We start from the raw sequence: 17630 nt of genomic DNA on the forward strand, positions 1-17630 counted from the left end.
ACCTCAAGGCCGGGAGGCGTGGGGCCTCTCGTCGCTCGTGAAGGTGCGCATCCAGGCGCGCAGGGCTTCCGGCTCCAGGGGCAGGTCGTCCGGCCAGAGCCGGATGGCGCCATCCTGGCCGGTGGATGCCAGGGTCTTTCCGTCCGGGAAGAAGGCCGCGGCGCTCACCGGCCCGGTGTGGCCTCGCAGCGCGCGGCTCTCTCCAGTGGCCACGTCCCACAGCCGCACAGTCTTGTCGAGGCTCGCCGAGGCCAAGCGCGTCCCATCCGGCGAGAAGGCGAGGCCCAGGACATCGCTCTCATGCGCCCGGAGCTCGCTGCGGGGCGCTCCCGTCCGCCCGTCCCAGAGCATCACCCGGCCATCGTTCTGGTTGCGGCTGGCCACCACGTCGCCCCCGGGCGAATAGCGCACCTCCAGGACGTCGCCCTCGCTCGTGTTCTGAGGATGGCGCTGGCCACTGTCCAGCTCCCAGAACACGAGGTGGTCCTCGCCTCCCATGGCGAGGCGATGGCCCTCCGGGGAGAAGGCCACGGTGTACACGGCCCCTCCGCCACCGTGCAGGGATTGGAACCCGCCCGTGGCCACCTCCCACAGCCGCACCGCGCCGTCCCCGCCCGCGGAGGCCAGGTGCCTGCCGTCCGGTGAGAACGCGAGCTGCGACACCCTCGTCCCGTGGGCTCCGAAGCGGCGCCCCTGGCCCGAGGAGAGCTCCCACAGCCACACGCCGCCGCGCTCGTCCGCCGTGGCGAAGCTCCGGCCATCCCCGGAGAAGGAGACGGCCGTGACGGGAGCGTCATGCCCTCCCAACAGGGGCTGCGCGCTTCCCGTGGCGGAGGCGTACAGGAGGATCCGCCCATCGAGTCTGCCCGCAGCCAGCCACTGGCCGTCCGGGGAGAAGCTCAGCGCGCTCGACGCGAAGCCGGGCGCCTCCAGGAGGAGCTTCCCCGAAGAAGCCTCCAGGAGCCGCAGCTGCCCCTGCTCGGACAGCGAAGCCAGCCGCTGTCCCGTGGAGGAGAGCAACAGTGAGGACTGGGGCGCGGCGCGAGAGAGCACGCGGTGGGGCTTCGTCTCCAAGGAGAACACGCGCAGCGTGCCATTGAAGCTGGCCACGGCCAGCTGCCGGTCATCCGGAGAGAACCGGACGAGGTGGGCCTGTTGCCGAGGCCCTCGCAGCACGCGGAACTCTCCGGTCTCCAGCTCCCAGAGGAGCGCGGACCGGTCGGCGCTGGCCGAGGCCAGGTAGCGCCCATCCGAGGTGACGTCCAGGCTGTTGACGAGCCCATCGTGGTGAGCGAGCTCCCGCGTCTGTCCCGTGGCCTGGTTCCACAACCGGATCACCCCTTCTTGCGTTCCGATGACCACCCAGGGAGTGCCCGGCACGAAGGTGAGCGCCGTGCCGATGCCCAGGTTCCGCGCGAGCAGCTGCCCCTGGGCGCTTCCGGGCCTCCAGGCGTGGAGGTTTCCCTCGGTATCCACCGTGAAGAGGCGGCCGTCCGCGGCGATTCCCCCCACGGTGGGCCGAACCTGCTTCAGCACCTGGAAGGAGCCCTTCTCCACGTCTCCCAGGGCCGAGGCGGCGTTGCGGTGGCCCCGCACGAACACCCAGGAGGAGTCCGGCCACACCTGCACCTCCTCGATGCCCTCGACGCCCGTATGGAAGGTCCGGGACTGGCCCGTCTCCAGGTCCCAATACAGGAGCACGTCATCCCGCTGGCTGGCGGCCAGCAAGCACCGGCCCTGGCAGCCCACGGTGAGCGCCGACACGGGGCCTGACAGACCCGCGAAGGGCTTGAGCTCACGGGTGCCGGTGTTCCACTTGCGCAGGACGCCCTGCTTGTCTGCGGAGACGAAGCCCAGGCCCGCCGGGAGGAGTTGGATGCGCCAGACCTCGTCCTCGTGGCCCGGCAGCACGAGGGGCGCCTCGTTCCGCGTGAGCCCCCAGACACGCACCGTGCGATCGTCGCTGGAGGTGATGAGGGACTGGCCGTCCTCCGTGAAGGCGAGGTCCGTGATGTGCAAGGTGTGGCCGCGCAGCACGGTGACGAACCCCCGGGACTGGGCATCCGCCGCGATGGTCCGGGCCGCGGACCACCGCTCGAAGTCGGGCGGGAGCTGCCGCAGCGGATCGAGGGACTCGTTGGGCGCGTCATCCACGGTGGCCCGCGCCTTCGTCAGCAGGAGCTCATCGGCCTGGTCCCGGGCCTCTCGCCGGGCCTTCTGGGCGGCATCCCGCTGGGCGGAGACGCGGCGGAAGCTCTCCACGCCCAGGGTGGCGAGCAGGACCGTGGCCACGGCCGTGACGAGCGCCACGGCCCGGTAGCGCCACAGGAAGCGGCGCACCAACTCCATGCGCGAATACTCGTAGGCCCCAACGAACTGCCCCGTCTGGAAGCGCCGCAGGTCCTCCGCCATCTCGCGCGCGGTGGGGTAGCGCTCGGAGGGCTCGCGCGCCATGGACTTGGTCACGATGGCCAGCAAGTCTCGAGGGATGCGGTCCTGGAGGCTGGCGAGCTGGGACGGCGGGCCGCTCATCACCCGCGCCAGGACCTGATCCGAGCTCTCCCCGTCATAAGGACGCTCGCCCGCGAGCAGGTGGTAGAGAATCGCCCCCAGGGAATAGACGTCGGCGCGCTCGTCCACGGTCAGACCCGCGGCCTGCTCCGGCGGCATGTACGCGGGAGTCCCCATCACCGTGCCGAACCGGGTCAGGGCACCATCCGCGGGGGAGCTCCCGGTATCGGAAGCAGCCGGGTCCAAGGGGCTCTCCGCGCGAGAGAGCTCCTTGGCCAGGCCCCAGTCGATGACCACCGTCTCGCCGAACCCGCCCACCAGCACGTTGGCCGGCTTGAGGTCGCGGTGGATGATGCGCTCGGAGTGCGCGTAGGCCATGGCCTCGGCCACTGCCAGCACGTGGGGCAGCAGGGCCAGCCGCTCCTTCAGCGTCCGCTTCTCGGCGAGCACGTCCGCCAGCGAGCGTCCGGAGACGAGCTTCATCGCGTAGAACAGCTCGCCGTTGGGCCAGCGCCCCGCCTCGTAGACCGGCATGATCGAGGGGTGCTGGAGCCGCGCGGTGATGAACGCCTCGGTCATGAAGCGGAGCTCGGCCTCGGGAGAGGGCGAGAGGATCTGCTTGATGGCCACGGGCCGGCCGAGCCGCAAATCCCTGGCGCGGAGGATGCGGCCGATGCCGCCCTGGGCGAGCTCCCCGTCGATGGCGTAGTGCGCGGGGTCCACCACGGGCACCCCCTCGCCGGGAGGGGGCTGCCGCGGGAGCGGCCGGGAGGAGGGCAGCGTTTCGGCAGCTCCGATGTCGGAGTCCTCCCCTGGGGGGCCCGCCTCGGCGGGTATGGCCTTGCTCATGGATGCGCTCCCGGAGGTTCCGGGTCCTCGATGAAGGAGCGCTTTTTACGACAGGGCACCGCTGAAGCGGAACCCTCCCGGAATGGGAGGAGCCCCCCGCGTCACTTCAGGGGCAGCGACACATAGGACGGGCTGCTCGACGACGAGGAGAGCTTCACCGAGGAGAAGGCCGGCGCCTTGTCCGCATAGAGTGGATCGGCGGTGTCGACGACCAGCGAGAGGCGGTGGCCGATGGGAACGTCATAGGCCGTCGCCGGGAAGTCCACGTCCACAGCATAGGGCTGGCCGGCCACGGCGTTGCGGAGCGTGACGGCGACGTGCGTGATGAGGCTCCCCGTCCCGGCCCAGTCCGTGTCGTAGAGATAGGCGATGACCGTCGTCTGTCCGGAGCTGCCCGGCGTCACGGTCAGGCGCAGGTGCGGGGCGCCGCGCACGCGCTGCGGGCTCGACAGCCAGTCCGACTGCCACACGGCCCCGTTCAGCCGGTCCACCGCCGGAATCCACGCGGAGATCGGCTCCCCCGTGATGGCCTCCGCGCCGTTCGTCAGCAGCGCGACGCCGCCGTTGGCCACGGTGTCTCCCGCGACGAGCGTCTTGTTCCAGGCCGCCTGCGAGCCCGCCGTGAGGTCGCCCTCGTTGCTCCACCAGTGCACCTCGCTCAGGTTGTAGCGCGCAGTGCTCGTCGAGATGGCGCTCCACGAAGGGAACGACTCATAGGTGCTCTGGCCCCGGAGCTGGAGCTGAACCGGGTTCTCCGTGGCGATGCCCGTGTTCACGCCGCGCAGGTACTGGTCGAACCAGCGGCGCGTGCTCGTCCAGGCGTCATTGGGCAGTCCGAGGATTCCGGTCAGCTCGGGGATGGCATGGTCCCCTGGGCGCAGCTCGAGCCGCTTCGGCCCCGCCAGCTGGGTGAAGAAGCCCGTGAGCTGATTGGGGCCGAAGAAGCTGTCGCCGTAGGCGTTGCCCAGGAGGATGGCCGGACGGTTCGCGTTGAGGCGATCCAGGTACGTCGCGGCGCTGCGGACCTGGGCGTAGGCGATGACGCTGTCCAGGTTCTGGTTGGCGAAGAAGTTCGAGAGGGCTTGCTGTAGCTCCGCCGAGGGCTTCCCGGTCAGCTCCGCCGAGAGCCCCAGCAGCCCGGCACTCTGCAGGTGGCGCGTCTGGTGCGAGAACAACGAGTACGGCAGATCCGTCCAGCAGCTCAGCGCGGCGACGGCGCGAATGCGCGAGTCAAAGGCCGCGCCGATCAACGACATGCCCGCGCCATAGGAGACACCCGCCGCGCCGATGCGCGCTGGATCCGAGGGCGTCTGGGCCAGCGTCCAATCGATGACCTGGCTCAGGTCCGCGATGTCCTTGGGGCCCGCCGTCTCGATGAAGCCCCCCGAGGTGTAGAAGCCTCGCGGGGTGTACGAGACCACCACGTACCCTGCATCCGCGAACTTCTGCGCCTGCACGAAGTACTCCACGCTGGGCAGCGCCCAGCTGGTAATGAAGAGGATGGCCGGGTACCGCCCCGGAGTGTCGGGCGTGAAGACGTTGCCCTTCAGCGTCACTCCATCTCGCATGGTGAGGTCGACGATGCGGAAGGACGAGGACGCGAATGCGGGACTGGCGGCAATGCACAGGGACACAACGACAGACACAGCGATGGCACGTAACCAGGACAAGTCTCACCTCCGGTGAGAGGGGTTGAAGGGGCACTGCATTTCCTGCTGTCGATTCGGGCCGCCGGATGAGCACTTCCACTCCGGGTGGCTTCCAGGGTTGGCGGGGCAACTTCACAGAGAGTGCTCGTGTGTCAGGCCCCGGGGGTTTGCCTCCGTAGGTGCTCTTTCGATACGAAAGAGAGGGAGGGTGACATGACGTTCAGACTTCGTGAAGGCCTGAGGCTGCTCCTCGCCGCGACCCTGTTCTCCGCGCCAGCGATGGGCCAGGAGGCGGACGACGGGGACGACGAGTCCGAGGTAATCCTCGATGGCGTGAGCGATGTCGCCCAGGACCTGGTTCAGGAGGGTGTGGAGCGGTCGCTGGAGAATCACCCCGAGCGGGCCCTCCCCCCGCCCCCTCCACCTCGCGTCATGGTGAAGCCGGGAACGGCGGGCAGCGGGCTTCAGGGCACGGCAGGCCTTGGCGACGATGCGCTGCACACCGTCCCCGTGGGTTCGTTCGCGGATGATGTGGCGCATGCCGTTCCCGTGGGCTCGTTCGCGGACGACGCGGTGCGTGCCGGTTCCGGCATGGCCTCCGTCGCGGATGACGCGGCCCGCGTGGCGGGCGGTGGTTGCATCAAGGCCATCGGTGGGGTGTTCGCGGCCCTGGGCGCCCTGCTCGCGAAGCTCTTCGGTGGCGGCAAGAAGGAAGAGTAAGGCGCGGCAACGGAGCGTCCATCACCTTGGACTCGACAATGGTTCAGCGCGCGGTCTGGGGCGAGACCCTGCAGCGCGCCATCGATCCGGGCACGCAGCAGAGCATCTGTGAACTCTTCCCCAGTGGGCAGCCCACGCCGGACTGCCCCACCCCCGAGTCCACGGATGGGGGTACTGCCACGGATGCAGGCACCGTCGCGGATGCGGGTACCATTGCAGACGCAGGCACGGGAGCGGATGCCGGAACGCCCGGAGACGGCGACGAGCCTCACGAGGAGCCACCGCCTCCCGAGAAGTCGGGCTGCGGAGCCACCTCGGCGGCTCCCCTGCTCGGGGCGCTCGTGCTGCTGCTGGGGCTGCGCAGAAGGATGTCCTAAGAGGCTCGCGCACGCATCCGGTTGTTCTTGGGCTGGTGCTCGACCTCGGCGAGCCCGAGCGCCTCGAGCACAGGGGGCACGTACACGCCGAAGCGGCCGCGGAGGCCCTTCTTGAGGCCATACCAGCCACCCACGGGATTCTTCGGCGAGCGGCCCCACGCCTCCACGGTCCCCTCGGCGGCGGGCTTCTGCTCGTCCGCGCCCCCCAGCGAGAGCCAGTCGCCATGGCGGACGAGCATCGCGTGCAGGTCCTCGATGCTGCGGAGGTGGTAGCGCAGCTCGGTTTTCCCCACGCGCACCACGAGAGCGGGCGGGTCCAGCGTCTCGTCGCGGAAGGCCTCGAACTCCGACGTCCCAGGGGGAGTCTTGAGCTTCCAGGGCTGCTCACGCGTCCCGAGGCCACCGGCGCCCGCAGCCTGCTTCTTCGCTTCGGGCTTCTTTGCTGGAGTCTTCTTCGCTGGAGCCTTCTTCGCCGGGGCCTTCTTCGCCGGAGCCTTGGTGGCCGGGGCCTTCTTCACCGAGGACTTCTTCGCTGCGGGCTTCTTGGCTGCCATGGTGTCCCTCTCAGGGATGGCCGGCGCATGGAGCGCCGACGATGGACCTGAAGCGGTGACTCTAACTTACTGGAGGCATGTGGACGCTGCGGCAGGAAGCCCTGTGGGCCATCCGCTGGATCCCTCTCTCGGACCTCGACTGCGGCCGCAGGAAGTCTCCTGACGAGCGCCTACCCTTGAAGTAGGATAGGAGTCACCGCATGCCGAGTGCCTCCTCGCCCCCATCGCTTCACCCCGCTCTGCTCCCACGGGGTACCGCCATCGGGCCTTGGCGCGTGGTGGACTGGGTCAACCGGGGCGTCAACGGCGCTGTCTACCGCGCCGTCCGCATCGGACAGGAGCACCTGCTTCCCGTCGCCCTCAAGCGCGCCCTGCTCGCGGAGGATCCTCGCTTCGAGCGCGAGCGGGAGCTGCTCTCGCGCACGTTGCATCCGCACATCCCCCGCCTGGTGGACTCCGGCTACTGGGTGAGCCCCAGCGGCGCGCGCCATCCTTTCGTCGCCATGGAGTGGATCGATGGCGTGCCCTTGTACGACTGGGCACGGATGTTCCTTCCCTCGGCGGCCCAGCAGTTGCGGCTGCTGGCCCAGGTGGCCTTCACCCTTCAGTATCTCCACGCTCAGGATGCACTCCACCGGGACTTGAAGGGCGGAAACATCCTGGTGCGCCGCTCCGACAGCCGTCTGTTCGTCACCGACTTCGGCTCGGGCATCTACCCGGACGCGGCCACGCTGACACCGCAGCAGTTGCCCCCAGGCACTCCGGCCTACCGCTCTCCCGAGGCCTGGCTGTTCAGCCAACGAAACCGGAACACCTCGGAGCGCTACCGGGCCGGGCCCGCGGATGATGTGTTCGCCCTGGGCGTCACCGCCTGCGTGCTCGCCACCGGCAAGTACCCGGAGATGGGTGAGCTCCGGAAGGATAAGCAGGGACATTGGTCCCTGGACTCGCTGATGCTGCCTCGGGCCTTGTTCTCGGCCCGGGTGCCGCCGCAGCAGCGCGACTTGATTCTGCGCATGCTCTCCATCCTCCCCGAGGAGCGCGACACCGCCGGGGAGCTGGCCCCTGCACTGGAGCGGGCGGCAGACTCTCTCTCCCATCCCTGCCCGCGTCCCAGCGCTTCGGAGACAGAGCGAGCGCCTTCGCACTCACGGCCGCCCTGGCTCGTGCTGGCGGTGGCCGCAGGCACGCTGGCGTCGTGGGCGGCATGGCTGACGTGGGCGGCCTTTCTCCCCGCGCGGGAAGAGGCCCCGCGTGTCTCGCAAGCCACCGCCCCGGCCGAGAGCAAGCCCTCACCCGAGGCGGGGCCTGTGGGGCTTGGCGAGGATGCGGCTTCCGCCCCACCTCCGAGCCCTGCCCTGCCCTCCACCTCCACGCCCTCGATCTCGGACAGTCCTCCCGATCCGTATGAGGGCCAGGCGCAGCCCGACAAGAAAGGCCGGTGTCCTCACCTTCAGCAGGTCATTCTCAACGGCGCGTGCTGGGCTCGTCTGGCGCTGACCCCAGAGAAGTGCGAGACCAGCGGCGGCGAGATGTACCAGGGGACCTGCCACGTGCCGATCTTCCCTCGCGGCGTCAAACGCCCCAACACCTCCGGCCACGAGCATCCCCCATAGGGGTCCTGAAGCCACAGATCTCGGCGAGCCGGGCTTTGTGCTTCAGAACGTGTTGGGTTCTATGAAAGAGCCGAACCAGGGCGATTCGTGCGCAACCCCCTACGGGGACCCTGCGATAACTCCGAACAGTGAAATCCGGATGGGAAGCCCCTTGGCACTGGCTCGTGATGCTTGGCGCTCTGCCTTGGGTGTCGCCTTAAGCGCGAGCCTGATGGGTGCCATGGGGTGCAGTGCGACACACGCCGCCCACCAGAGCACAGGCGAGTCAGGCTCGACGGCTGGCACCGCTGAGCGCGGCGATGCCCTCGCGCAGCGCGGGGACTCCCTCGCGCAAGCCGCAACGTGCGGCCCAACAGACAGCACCATCTCGTGCTGCCTCAAGCAGCATCCAGGCGTCTACGAGCGCTGCGGAGCGCTGGACCCCACGAAGGTCCCTACGCGAGCCCCCACCAAAGCCTCCCAGACGGATCCGCCTCCCCTTCCGCCCCCTACGAGCGCGGCCCCTCCCAACCGGAGAAAAAGGGAAGAGGAGTGCCGTCAATACTGGCTCCAGTGCATCGCGATGGGAGGCGAGTACGAGAAGCGCGGGCAGCACGGCCAGACGGTCTGCCAATCTTGCTACGAGACCTGTAAGGGAACAGGCTCCTGGCCTTCGGAGGTCAACGGCCTCGAGTGTCTCGGAGGCTACTAGCTGTGTCGCGCTCGCGCCGCGAATGGTGGAACACGGTTGCAGAGGCCCGCGAGTGGCTCTGCCTCGGAATGGCTTTCGGTGAAGTGCCTTTTGACGCCTACGTGGGCGCGCTCGTGGATCTGGAGCGGCAGTTTGCACGAGAGGCGCGCACTCCCTCCGAACGCCTGCACCTCCAGCGTCTGACGGCATTGAATGCCGTGCAAGCAGCGTTCGATCAGGCTCGTCCATGGAAGGACTTTGGCCCATGGCTGCGCAGGCTCCAGCGGTTGGGATTTCCCAACCTGTGGAACCGCCATCATGTCGCGTGCCTCTACGTGCAGTCCTTGAACAACTTCCCGGACCGGGCCCGAGACGCCTTTGCGATGTTGGCGGACACGGAGCAAAGGGTGTTAAGGCTCCACAAGGATCGTCGTTCGCAGCAACAGATGCTTGACGGGATCGACCATGCCCGACGCGAAGCCGCGAGCTACGGGATTCAACCTCCTGAGGAGTTGAAGCGGTAAAACTGGAATGCACTCGCGCGTGGCATTTACCTCCGACGACACCCGGGACTGGGGCCCGTCTGTGGCGGGTCCGGGCATGCTGCTGGACATTCCCCGCGAGGGACGCTGGCTGCAGCGGCCCTCCCTGCACTTCGAGGTGGCCGCTCCGTACCGGCTGCGTCTGACGAGTGGCGGGCAGCCGCTGCTCTGGGTGTGCATCGACAGCTATTGGGATCAATGTGGCTTCCTCCGGGGCACCGCCAGCGCGCCCTGGGGATTGCCTCCGCTGCGGGCCGCCGAGCTCCGCGAGGTGACCCATGAGCCAGGAACCGACCGCTGGTGGGAGGCCTGGACGTGGCGCTTGGGCCGAGCGCTCACCGAGTCGCTCCATCCCCTGCTCTACGCGGGCCGCTGGTGCCTGCGGCCTGTCCGGGCCATCGACGTGCGCCAGGCCTCGCGCTACCCCATCAGCCCCATGGAGTGGGGGTTCGGCGAGGAGATCGCTCCACCCCACTCCCTCGAAGGCCTCTCGCGCTTCGAGACGTTCTGGACCGAGGACTGGGCCACGGAGTCCGTGCTCTCAGGCGCGGTGCTCCCGCTGCGAGCCGCTTCCCCGGAAGACGACGGCCGGGTGAAGAGCTGGCGCAAGCACGCTCGGGACCGGACGTTGCCACCGGCGCTGCTGCTCTATGTGGACCTCCTGGCGAAGTGGCTGGTGCTGGATGGGCACGATCGCCTGCAGGCGGCTCTCCTCGAAGGGGTGACGCCGCCCCTGCTGGGGCTCTGGCCGGTCGTCGAGCGGGCGGACCCCTCCCGCGCCGTGTCGCAACAGGGGGCGCTGATTGCCGCCGAGTTCCAGCTGCGCGCGGGGGAGACTCCGCAGCGCATCGACCAGGTCAACCGCATGCTGGTGCGCAACTTCGCGGGGCCGCGGCGCGGCACCGTCACCCGTGCCTGGCCGCTGCGGGGTGGCCTCGAGGTGTGGAGGGCCGAGGTGCTGGCCTGGCGCCGGTGGAACACCTTCCCAACAGCCCCCCAGCCCTGGGAGTGGTTTGTGGGCACTACTTCTTGAGAGGCAGTTCCAGCTTCGCCGCGATCTCGAACCATCCGCTGTCGATCACCTCGGCCGAGATCTCTCGCGTGGCGCAGTCCACCCGCAGGCGCACGAAGTCCGCGCCGTCGTCTCGCTCCAGGTTGGCGTAGAAGACCAGCTCCTGAGGAGCCCGTCGCGGCGCCTCCCAGCTCGCCAGCCCGCGCTCCCCGATGGTGCCGCTGTGGATCACCTCCGGCCCCGGCTGATCCAACGTGAGGAAGTCCAGATCCTCCTTGGTGCGAGTCACCTTCGCCCCGGTCGCCAGCTCCACCAGCTCCATCACCTGCTGGAAGCTCGCCTCCGAATCCAGTTCCGCCTGAGTTCCTCGCAGCGCTTCGCTCAACTCCTCGATGGAGCGCGGCGCTGGCAGATACCGCGCTCCGAGCTCCACCCAGACCTGCCAGCGGACCCAGGCCAGCCGCACGCCGGCCCGCTCGGCCCAGCGCTCCGCCCCAATTTCCTCGAGCCTCGCGCGCAGTGCTGGCTCTGCCTCGTGGAGTTCGTGCTCGCTCATCGCTGCCGATGCTACCCCTGGCCTGTTACGCCTGGGAGCTCCCCCCGCTCTTTGGGCTGCATGGCAGAAGCCTGACGGGGAGACGTGGGCACGCGCCACTTCCGGCGGTGGGAAAAAGTCGGCGCTCGACCATGTTGGCGTTACAGCTATGCGCAAACACTCACTGATCATTTCCAGTCTTCTGGCGGTGTGGATCGTCCTGGCATGCAAGGACTCGGCAGCATCGGTGGAGCGGCCTTCCGCCGTAAGCGCGAGCGAGCTGCCCGCGGAGGACTCGGGGCCGGCACTGCTGCGCCAGCCGTACCTGCAGAGCGTGGGGCAGACGAGCGCCATCGTGGCGTTCCGGACCGGCGAGTCGTGCACGCCCCTGGTGCGCTATGGCCAAGGGACAAACGTGTCGCAGACAGCGACGGCCAACGAGGCGGGCTGGCGGCACGCGGTGCAGCTCACGGACCTGACGCCGGGGCAGACGTACAGCTACGTGGTGGAGGCGTGTGGCTCGGTCACCGGCGTGCGGCAGTTCCGCACCGCGACTCCCGCGACGGCGACGAGCCTCACGTTCACGGCGATGGGAGACTTCGGCACGGGCGACGAGACGCAGCAGGGGGTGCTATCGCGGCTCGCGCAGCCGGGCAACGCCGGCGAGCTGCTGCTGACGCTGGGAGACAACGCCTACTCCAAGGGCACCGAGCAGGAATTCCAGGACCGGATGTTCACCCCCATGGCGGCGGTGCTGCGGCAGGTGCCCCTGTTCCCCAGCCTGGGCAATCACGAGTATGGGACGGACCAGGGCCAGCCGTACCTGGACAACTTCTACCTGCCGGCCAACAACTCGGAGCACTCCGAGCGCTACTACTCGTTCGACTGGGGCCCGGTGCACTTCGTGGCGCTGGACTCGAGCTGCGCCATTGGCAGGGCCTCGCCGGATCGCTGCACGCTGGAGGCGCAGAAGCGCTGGGTGGAGCAGGATCTGGCCGCCTCGCAACGGCCGTGGAAGGTGGTCTTCTTCCACCACCCCTCCTGGTCCAGCGGCAAGCACGGCTCGGAGCTGACGATGCGGAACGAGTTTGGTCCCCTCTTCGAGCAGCACGGGGTGGACCTGGTGCTCACGGGGCATGACCACAACTACGAGCGCACCCAGCCGATGTGGGGCGGTGACGTGGCACCCGCGGGGACTCGAGGCATCACCTACGTAGTGGTGGGCAGCGGCGGCGCGAAACTGCGGCGCTTCCCGGAAGAAGCGCCGAGTTGGACGGCGTACCGCAACAACACGGACACGGGCTACCTGGAGGTGGCGGTGAATGGTGGCACGCTGACCGCCAAGTTCTACAACCCCAACGGCGAGGTGAAGGACAGCTTCACGCTGACGAAGACGCTGCCGGCCTCGGCGGGGCGCCTCGAGGCGAGCCCGGCCCCGGCGCTGGAGACGCCTCCGGGACCGGTGGACGATCCGGCGCACCCGCCCGCCTGGCTGCACTTCGAAAAGCCCCTGCCTCCCGCGAGCCCGGAGTCGATGGAGGACGACGACGAGCCGTCGCCCTGAGCGGCGCACGCTCGGTCCCCTCGTGCCCCACCTGCCGTGTCAGGGGTTCGCTTGCAGCGGCTTGCGCTCCTTCACGCAGACCTGGACCAGCTCGACCATGCTCATGCTGGAGCCGCCGACGTCGAACTTGTGGTTCTTGAAATCGGGATACCCGTTCTCCAGGACGCGCCCCGTCACGATGCACTCATTGAACTGTTCGAGCGCCTCGCTCTTGCGCGACTTGGCCAGGAGCGCCTTTGCCGATTCGTAGGCCTTCTTCGGCCCCTCGTCGAACCGGATCCGCACGTCGACCTGCTTCTGTGGCTCCTGCAGCGCCTCTGCCTTCTGGGCACACTGAGCCATCACCTCTTTCGGCTTGGCCGGTTGACCGCCCACGAGCACGTCGGACGAGGCGAGCCTGGCGTTCTCCTTCAACATCATGGCGCCTTCGTCCTGGCAGGCCTTGAGCTTCTCCATGGCGCTCGCGTACAGCTCCTTCCGCTTGCGGAGATCCGAGGAGGACGTAGCCGCAGCCGTCGCCGAGGTGGCGGCGTCCAGTGCCTCACCGGTCACCCGGCGCAGCGCCCGCTCCTGCTTCGCGAACTCGAGCACCTCCACCAACCTCAGCAGCTCGTTGCGCCCCCGCTCCGCGGACGAGGCGTAGCCGGCGTCCTGCCGCTCCAGCTCCATGCGCGTCTCGATCGCTTGCATGAGCGCGTCCACGCTCTTCGAGGCGGCCTCGATGTCGGCGTCGGTCGTCGTGAGAGCCTTCACGGCTTCGACCTTCTCCCTCGCCGTGGCCACCCGCTCGGTGAGCTGCGCGCGGGCCTCCACCGCGGACAAGGCGATCTTCCGCCGGGTGATGCGGTCGCTCAGCTCCGCCATTCGCTCCTTCGACTCCTTGGCGTACAGCGCGTAGTCGCGATCTTTCTTGACGAACGGGGCGCCCGCATCCAGCACCACGCCGATCTGCTTGACCGCGTTCTCCGCCTCCAGCAGCTGCGCCTCGGTGGGCTTGTCCTTCTGGATCTGGGCGACCACGGCCGTCGCGTTCTTCCGCGCCTCGTCGACCTTCGCGCGCTGACGCTGCAGATCGACCTCGTACCGGCGCTTCTCCATCGCCGCCTTGCCGTCCTTGATGAGCTGGCGCGCCTCGGCGGCGGCGGGGCTGATCGCGGGGTTCTTCGCGTGAACCGTCTCGAGCGTCTTCGACAGGATGGTCAGTGCCGTGTTCGCCTCCTCGAACTGCTCATCGGTCGGCGCCCGCTTCTCGAGATTGCGCAAGGCCTGCACGACGTCGACGCGCGCCGCATCGAGGCTGCGGACCTGGAGCGCGACCTCCACCTCGACGAGCGTGTTCTTCACCTCGGTGATGTACTGGCCGATCGCCGGACTCCGCGAGGCCTGCGGCTCGTACTTCTCCACCAGCTTCCGGACGACGAACGCCGCGGTCTTGGCCTCGGCGAACTGCTCGGGCGTCGGCTTCCTGGCGCGCAGCGCCTTGGCGGACGCGACGAGCTCATCATGGGCAGGCCCCATCTCCTCCTTGACCCGCGAGACGCCCGCCGCCGCCACGCTCTCCTCCATCTTCTGCTTCGCCTGGGCGATCTCGGCGCGAGCCTTGTCCGCCTCCGCGCGGTACGCCTTGTCGCTCGCCTCGAGCGGCTTGCCCTCGTCGAGCTGCTTCTGCAGCGCCGCCGACGCCTTGTCGGCGGCCCCGAACTTCTCGTCCGACCAGGCCTTGCCCAGCTCGGCGAGCGCGGTGGACAGGGCCTTGCGGCGCTCGTCCAGGAGTCCTCGCTGCTTCTGGGCCGACAGCGCCAACCACCGCTCGTCGATCGCCTTCTCTTGACGGGAAACGGCGGTGTCGACCTCGGTGAGGTACGTGGCGAATTTCGGATCCTGCTTCGTCAGCGACCGGCTCTCATCGGCCAGCTTCTTGACCTCCGCCACCGCGGCGCGCGCATCGTCCATCTCCTTGGGACCGGGCTCCTTGCCCGCGACCTTGGCCATGCGCTCGTTCAGGGTCGCCATCGCGCTGTCGATGCGCCGGCGGAACTCGAAGATGTGGATCTTGGCCCGGCGCTCGTCGACGTACTCGCGCTGCGTCCGGTACTCCTTCCGCGCGGCCAGGACGGCCTTGGCGTAATCGAGGTCCTCCGTCTCGAAGCTCGCTCCTGCGTCGAGCGCGCTCTTCAGTGCGTCCACCGCCGCGAGGGCGGAATCGAGGTCCGCGTTGCTCGGCGGATCCTTTTCAATCCGTTTGACGGCGGCCGACAGGGCGGTGCGCGCGCTCTCGAGCCGCTTGGTTGCCTCCGCGACGGACTTCGCGGCGCCAGCCTCTGGCGCTCCGGCGGAAGCATCGACGGAGGCGAGGGCGAAGAACCCGATGAGGATCAGCGTGGGGGTACGTACCATGCGGGCGTATTTACTACAGCGGGGTGGAGGGAGCCTCGGGATAATGGCGGCGAAACCCGTTCCGGCTCGCCCGGCTGGAGACCGGAGAGAGAGCCCGCTGGGCGCACGCGTCGTCGCTGTCGACTGGGACCCAGAGGCGGACAAAAATAGAACGGACCTCCTCTTTCTCATCGCCGACACGGCGGGTCTTTCGAGCCACTCCACACCTGGAGACTTCCTGAATGCTGAAGCGAATCATTCCGGCCCTTGCAGCACTGCTGGTGGCCTGTGTCGGCAACACCGAGTGCAGACTCGATGATCCACACTCATGCTCGTCCGGCCTCGTCTGCGAGCAAGTGAGCGGGGAGGATGTCCCCCAGTGCTTCGCGCCGGTGCAGGTCGAGGGGAAGGTGTTCGATCTGCTCTCGGGCCAGCCAGTCGCGGGCGCGGAGGTCACAGCGCTGGACATCAACGGGACCGCCGTAACAGGCGTTGCGGTGAGCGGCCTGGATGGCCACTACACCCTGCCCATCCCCACCGAGCGCTCGGACAGCGAGGGCACCCCTGTGGGCACGAGGGTGACGTTGCGGGCTGCTGCGCGCAACTACCGACCGTTCCCCTCGGGCGTGCGCATCTCACTGCCCCTGGACACCACGGGCGCCACCAGCGCCGGGAGTGAGCAGCCTTGGGTGCTCGCCTCGGCCCAGACGGACGTGGGCTTGAGCGCGGGACTGTCGGCGGAGCGATTCTGGCTGAACGTGTCCGGCACTGTGGAGCTGCCCACAGGCAAGCCCGCGCTCGTTGTTATTGAGGGCAACGGCCGGGTGTACTCCGCGGTGACGGACGCCTCGGGGACGTTCCGGGTGTTCAACGTGACACCGGGGAGCGGCTATACGGTCCAGGCCTATGTGAAGGGCGCCAACTACACGCAGGTGGATCTCCAGGTGCCGTCGTCGGGCATGGATGTGTCCTCGGTGAGCCTGCGCAGGGCGGGAGACGCGAGCGCTGTGCTGAACGGCAGCGTGCAGTGGGTGGCGGGGGCCAACAGCGCGGGCACCAGCGTCGTGATGATGGTGGAGAGCACCTTCCATGACGCGCTCGTTCGCGGCGAAGTGCCACCGGGGCTGCGTGCGCCGGATCCAGGCCAGGCCCCCACGGTGACGGGGGCTTTCTCCATCTCCGGAGTTCCAGACGGCAAGTACGTGGTGCTGGCGGCCTTCGACAACGACGGCAACGTGCGCGACCCGGACCCCAGCATCTCGGGCACACAGATTGTCCACCTGACGGTGGCCAATGGCATCCCGAGCCTGAGTCCCTCGTTCAAGGTGACGGGCGCCATCGAGATCACCAGTCCGGGTCCCGGGGAGGCGACCGACCAGGTGACGTTCCCGCCAAAGTTCCGCTGGAAGCCCTACCCCAGCGCCAGTTCCTACGAGGTGCGCCTGTTCGACTCGCAGGGCAGTGAAGTGTGGGAGAACCTGGCGGTGGCTGCGGACGCCCAGAATGGCTCGGGCTTTGTCCAAGCGTCATATACGGGCAAGGCGCTGATCCGAGGCCTCACCTATCAGTGGCGCGCCACCGCCAAAGACACCTCGGGCAACCCCATTTCCAGCACCGAGGATCTGCGCGGCCTGTTCATCGTGCAATAGCGGCGACGGCCGCTGGGCCCAGCCAACCTTGCAGATGCTCCAAGCGGCGGGTTCGATTGCCGTTGCCTCCTGGCCGGAGTTCATGGGTCCGCTATCAAACATCCGGCCAGTCAAGCGCCTCATTCAACTCGCGCCTTTTGCCCGAGAAACTGTTGGACGGAAACAAGCAGGCAAGACGGAAGACACCGAACAGGGGGTCGGCTCTTCGCTTGGAACTGGCGGTGCCGGTCTCCGAAACTGCGATGACGAACACATCCAGTGTTGTTCTCTCGCGTCGACGAAGCGATTGACTGGATTAGGACTCACAAGGCTGAAGTGGCACTCGGAATGGTCGTTATCATTGCCGGAACCGCCTTCGTCATCACCACAGGCGGCACTGGCGCGCTGATTCTCGCTCCTCTTGCACTCTAACCTGACACGCCAATGACCTATAACTCAAACTTCGACATTGACGCCGTCATGAAGACCGTTGGTACAGTGGGAGCAAAATACCCGGAGGGTACGCCGGAAGACGAGGCGCTCCGAATTGTCTCGCTGGCGTTGCTTTACGTTCGCGACATCCAGAAGTTGGATGACTACCGTGAATATTTCCGGCGATTCTTCACCTACAAGCCTGTGACCATTGCTCAGACATTCGCGACAAGAGACGAAGCGGACACGTGGCTCGCCAGCGGAGAAGCAAAGGACGGCGATCTGGTCAAAATCGCTGACCAAGGGTTCATCGTGATAGATGCGCTCAAGGGGTTGAAGTTCGTGCCGACGCGCCTGCCGGAGGAACTGGCACCTCCAGGTTCGCAGTAGGCCACGCTCGGGCGGTGCGGGCTACTGAGGTGGGCATTGCAGACCGTGTACGCGCGGCCCGCAAGTTCTGGCCGCTCGCATCCGTGAGCGGCTCCCCCCTGGTGGCCGCATGTACCCCCCGTGTGCCCCTCCAGCGGGGAATTGAGGGGTTTTGCTTCCGCCTTGATGCGGGTTCGATTCCCGCCGCTCCCAAGCAGAGCAACCC

The 17630-nt window shown here is 68.0% G+C and carries 13 protein-coding genes; 8 read left to right on the top strand and 5 right to left on the bottom strand.

Annotated elements, in window-relative coordinates:
* Nucleotides 1-3: 3 nt before the first annotated feature.
* Nucleotides 4-3360 (bottom strand): serine/threonine-protein kinase, encoded by a 3357-nt coding sequence (locus DB31_RS23440; protein ID WP_044191354.1) that lies wholly within the window; start codon nucleotides 3358-3360, stop codon nucleotides 4-6.
* Nucleotides 3361-3461: 101 nt separating this feature from the next.
* Nucleotides 3462-5030, bottom strand: a complete 1569-nt coding sequence (locus DB31_RS23445; protein WP_075306148.1) for a CocE/NonD family hydrolase — start codon at nucleotides 5028-5030, stop codon at nucleotides 3462-3464.
* 192 nt (nucleotides 5031-5222) lie between these two features.
* Between DB31_RS23445 and DB31_RS23450 the strand changes: the two genes are divergently transcribed.
* Together DB31_RS23450 and DB31_RS23455 are read left to right on the top strand one after the other, a co-directional pair.
* Entirely contained in the window at nucleotides 5223-5729 is a 507-nt protein-coding gene (locus DB31_RS23450) for a hypothetical protein (RefSeq protein WP_044191356.1), read from the top strand.
* A 38-nt stretch (nucleotides 5730-5767) separates the two neighbouring features.
* Entirely contained in the window at nucleotides 5768-6106 is a 339-nt protein-coding gene (locus DB31_RS23455) for a hypothetical protein (protein ID WP_052420174.1), read from the top strand.
* Here DB31_RS23455 and DB31_RS23460 read toward each other — a convergent pair.
* Nucleotides 6103-6660, bottom strand: a complete 558-nt coding sequence (locus DB31_RS23460; protein WP_205628553.1) for a DUF6855 family protein — start codon at nucleotides 6658-6660, stop codon at nucleotides 6103-6105. The two genes, DB31_RS23455 and DB31_RS23460, sit on opposite strands and share 4 nt — an antisense overlap.
* Before the next feature lie 200 nt (nucleotides 6661-6860).
* Here DB31_RS23460 and DB31_RS23465 point away from each other — a divergent pair, with 200 nt between their 5' ends.
* The 3 genes from DB31_RS23465 to DB31_RS23475 all read left to right on the top strand — a co-directional run bounded on the left by DB31_RS23465 (nucleotide 6861) and on the right by DB31_RS23475 (nucleotide 10521).
* Complete coding sequence (locus tag DB31_RS23465; protein WP_044191357.1) at nucleotides 6861-8276, top strand: serine/threonine protein kinase; 1416 nt, start codon at nucleotides 6861-6863, stop codon at nucleotides 8274-8276.
* 693 nt (nucleotides 8277-8969) lie between these two features.
* Nucleotides 8970-9470 carry a hypothetical protein gene (locus tag DB31_RS23470; protein WP_044191360.1) on the top strand — a complete coding sequence of 167 codons (501 nt, stop codon included), beginning with the start codon at nucleotides 8970-8972 and terminating at the stop codon, nucleotides 9468-9470.
* Between the two features lie 19 nt (nucleotides 9471-9489).
* Nucleotides 9490-10521: a hypothetical protein gene (locus tag DB31_RS23475; protein WP_240486840.1), complete on the top strand. Its 1032-nt coding sequence runs from the start codon at nucleotides 9490-9492 to the stop codon at nucleotides 10519-10521.
* Here the strand turns inward: DB31_RS23475 and DB31_RS50635 are convergent.
* Complete coding sequence (locus DB31_RS50635) at nucleotides 10511-11056, bottom strand: hypothetical protein (protein WP_063769254.1); 546 nt, start codon at nucleotides 11054-11056, stop codon at nucleotides 10511-10513. The genes DB31_RS23475 and DB31_RS50635 overlap by 11 nt on opposite strands.
* Nucleotides 11057-11204: 148 nt before the next feature.
* Here DB31_RS50635 and DB31_RS23485 point away from each other — a divergent pair, with 148 nt between their 5' ends.
* Nucleotides 11205-12599, top strand: a complete 1395-nt coding sequence (locus tag DB31_RS23485) for a purple acid phosphatase family protein (RefSeq protein ID WP_240486841.1) — start codon at nucleotides 11205-11207, stop codon at nucleotides 12597-12599.
* A gap of 39 nt (nucleotides 12600-12638) precedes the next feature.
* On the opposite strand, the gene DB31_RS23490 is transcribed toward DB31_RS23485, so the two are convergent.
* Nucleotides 12639-14996 carry a hypothetical protein gene (locus DB31_RS23490; protein ID WP_044191365.1) on the bottom strand — a complete coding sequence of 786 codons (2358 nt, stop codon included), beginning with the start codon at nucleotides 14994-14996 and terminating at the stop codon, nucleotides 12639-12641.
* A 221-nt stretch (nucleotides 14997-15217) separates the two neighbouring features.
* Here DB31_RS23490 and DB31_RS23495 point away from each other — a divergent pair, with 221 nt between their 5' ends.
* Together DB31_RS23495 and DB31_RS23500 are read left to right on the top strand one after the other, a co-directional pair.
* The gene (locus DB31_RS23495; protein WP_044191366.1) at nucleotides 15218-16624 is read left to right on the top strand and encodes a carboxypeptidase-like regulatory domain-containing protein; all 1407 of its coding nucleotides are present in this window, start codon (nucleotides 15218-15220) and stop codon (nucleotides 16622-16624) included.
* A 459-nt stretch (nucleotides 16625-17083) separates the two neighbouring features.
* Nucleotides 17084-17425, top strand: a complete 342-nt coding sequence (locus tag DB31_RS23500) for a hypothetical protein (protein WP_240486842.1) — start codon at nucleotides 17084-17086, stop codon at nucleotides 17423-17425.
* Nucleotides 17426-17630: the final 205 nt, after the last annotated feature.

This window comes from Hyalangium minutum (assembly GCF_000737315.1).
Lineage (GTDB): Bacteria > Myxococcota > Myxococcia > Myxococcales > Myxococcaceae > Hyalangium > Hyalangium minutum.

Excerpts from the sequence above, each read along its gene's own strand:
- DB31_RS23440 (WP_044191354.1), bottom strand. The coding sequence starts at position 3,360 with ATGAGCAAGGCCATACCCGCCGAGGCGGGCCCCCCAGGGGAGGACTCC.
- DB31_RS23450 (WP_044191356.1), top strand. The coding sequence starts at position 5,223 with ATGACGTTCAGACTTCGTGAAGGCCTGAGGCTGCTCCTCGCCGCGACC.
- DB31_RS23455 (WP_052420174.1), top strand. The coding sequence starts at position 5,768 with ATGGTTCAGCGCGCGGTCTGGGGCGAGACCCTGCAGCGCGCCATCGAT.
- DB31_RS23460 (WP_205628553.1), bottom strand. The coding sequence starts at position 6,660 with ATGGCAGCCAAGAAGCCCGCAGCGAAGAAGTCCTCGGTGAAGAAGGCC.
- DB31_RS23465 (WP_044191357.1), top strand. The coding sequence starts at position 6,861 with ATGCCGAGTGCCTCCTCGCCCCCATCGCTTCACCCCGCTCTGCTCCCA.
- DB31_RS50635 (WP_063769254.1), bottom strand. The coding sequence starts at position 11,056 with ATGAGCGAGCACGAACTCCACGAGGCAGAGCCAGCACTGCGCGCGAGG.
- DB31_RS23485 (WP_240486841.1), top strand. The coding sequence starts at position 11,205 with ATGCGCAAACACTCACTGATCATTTCCAGTCTTCTGGCGGTGTGGATC.
- DB31_RS23490 (WP_044191365.1), bottom strand. The coding sequence starts at position 14,996 with ATGGTACGTACCCCCACGCTGATCCTCATCGGGTTCTTCGCCCTCGCC.
- DB31_RS23495 (WP_044191366.1), top strand. The coding sequence starts at position 15,218 with ATGCTGAAGCGAATCATTCCGGCCCTTGCAGCACTGCTGGTGGCCTGT.
- DB31_RS23500 (WP_240486842.1), top strand. The coding sequence starts at position 17,084 with ATGAAGACCGTTGGTACAGTGGGAGCAAAATACCCGGAGGGTACGCCG.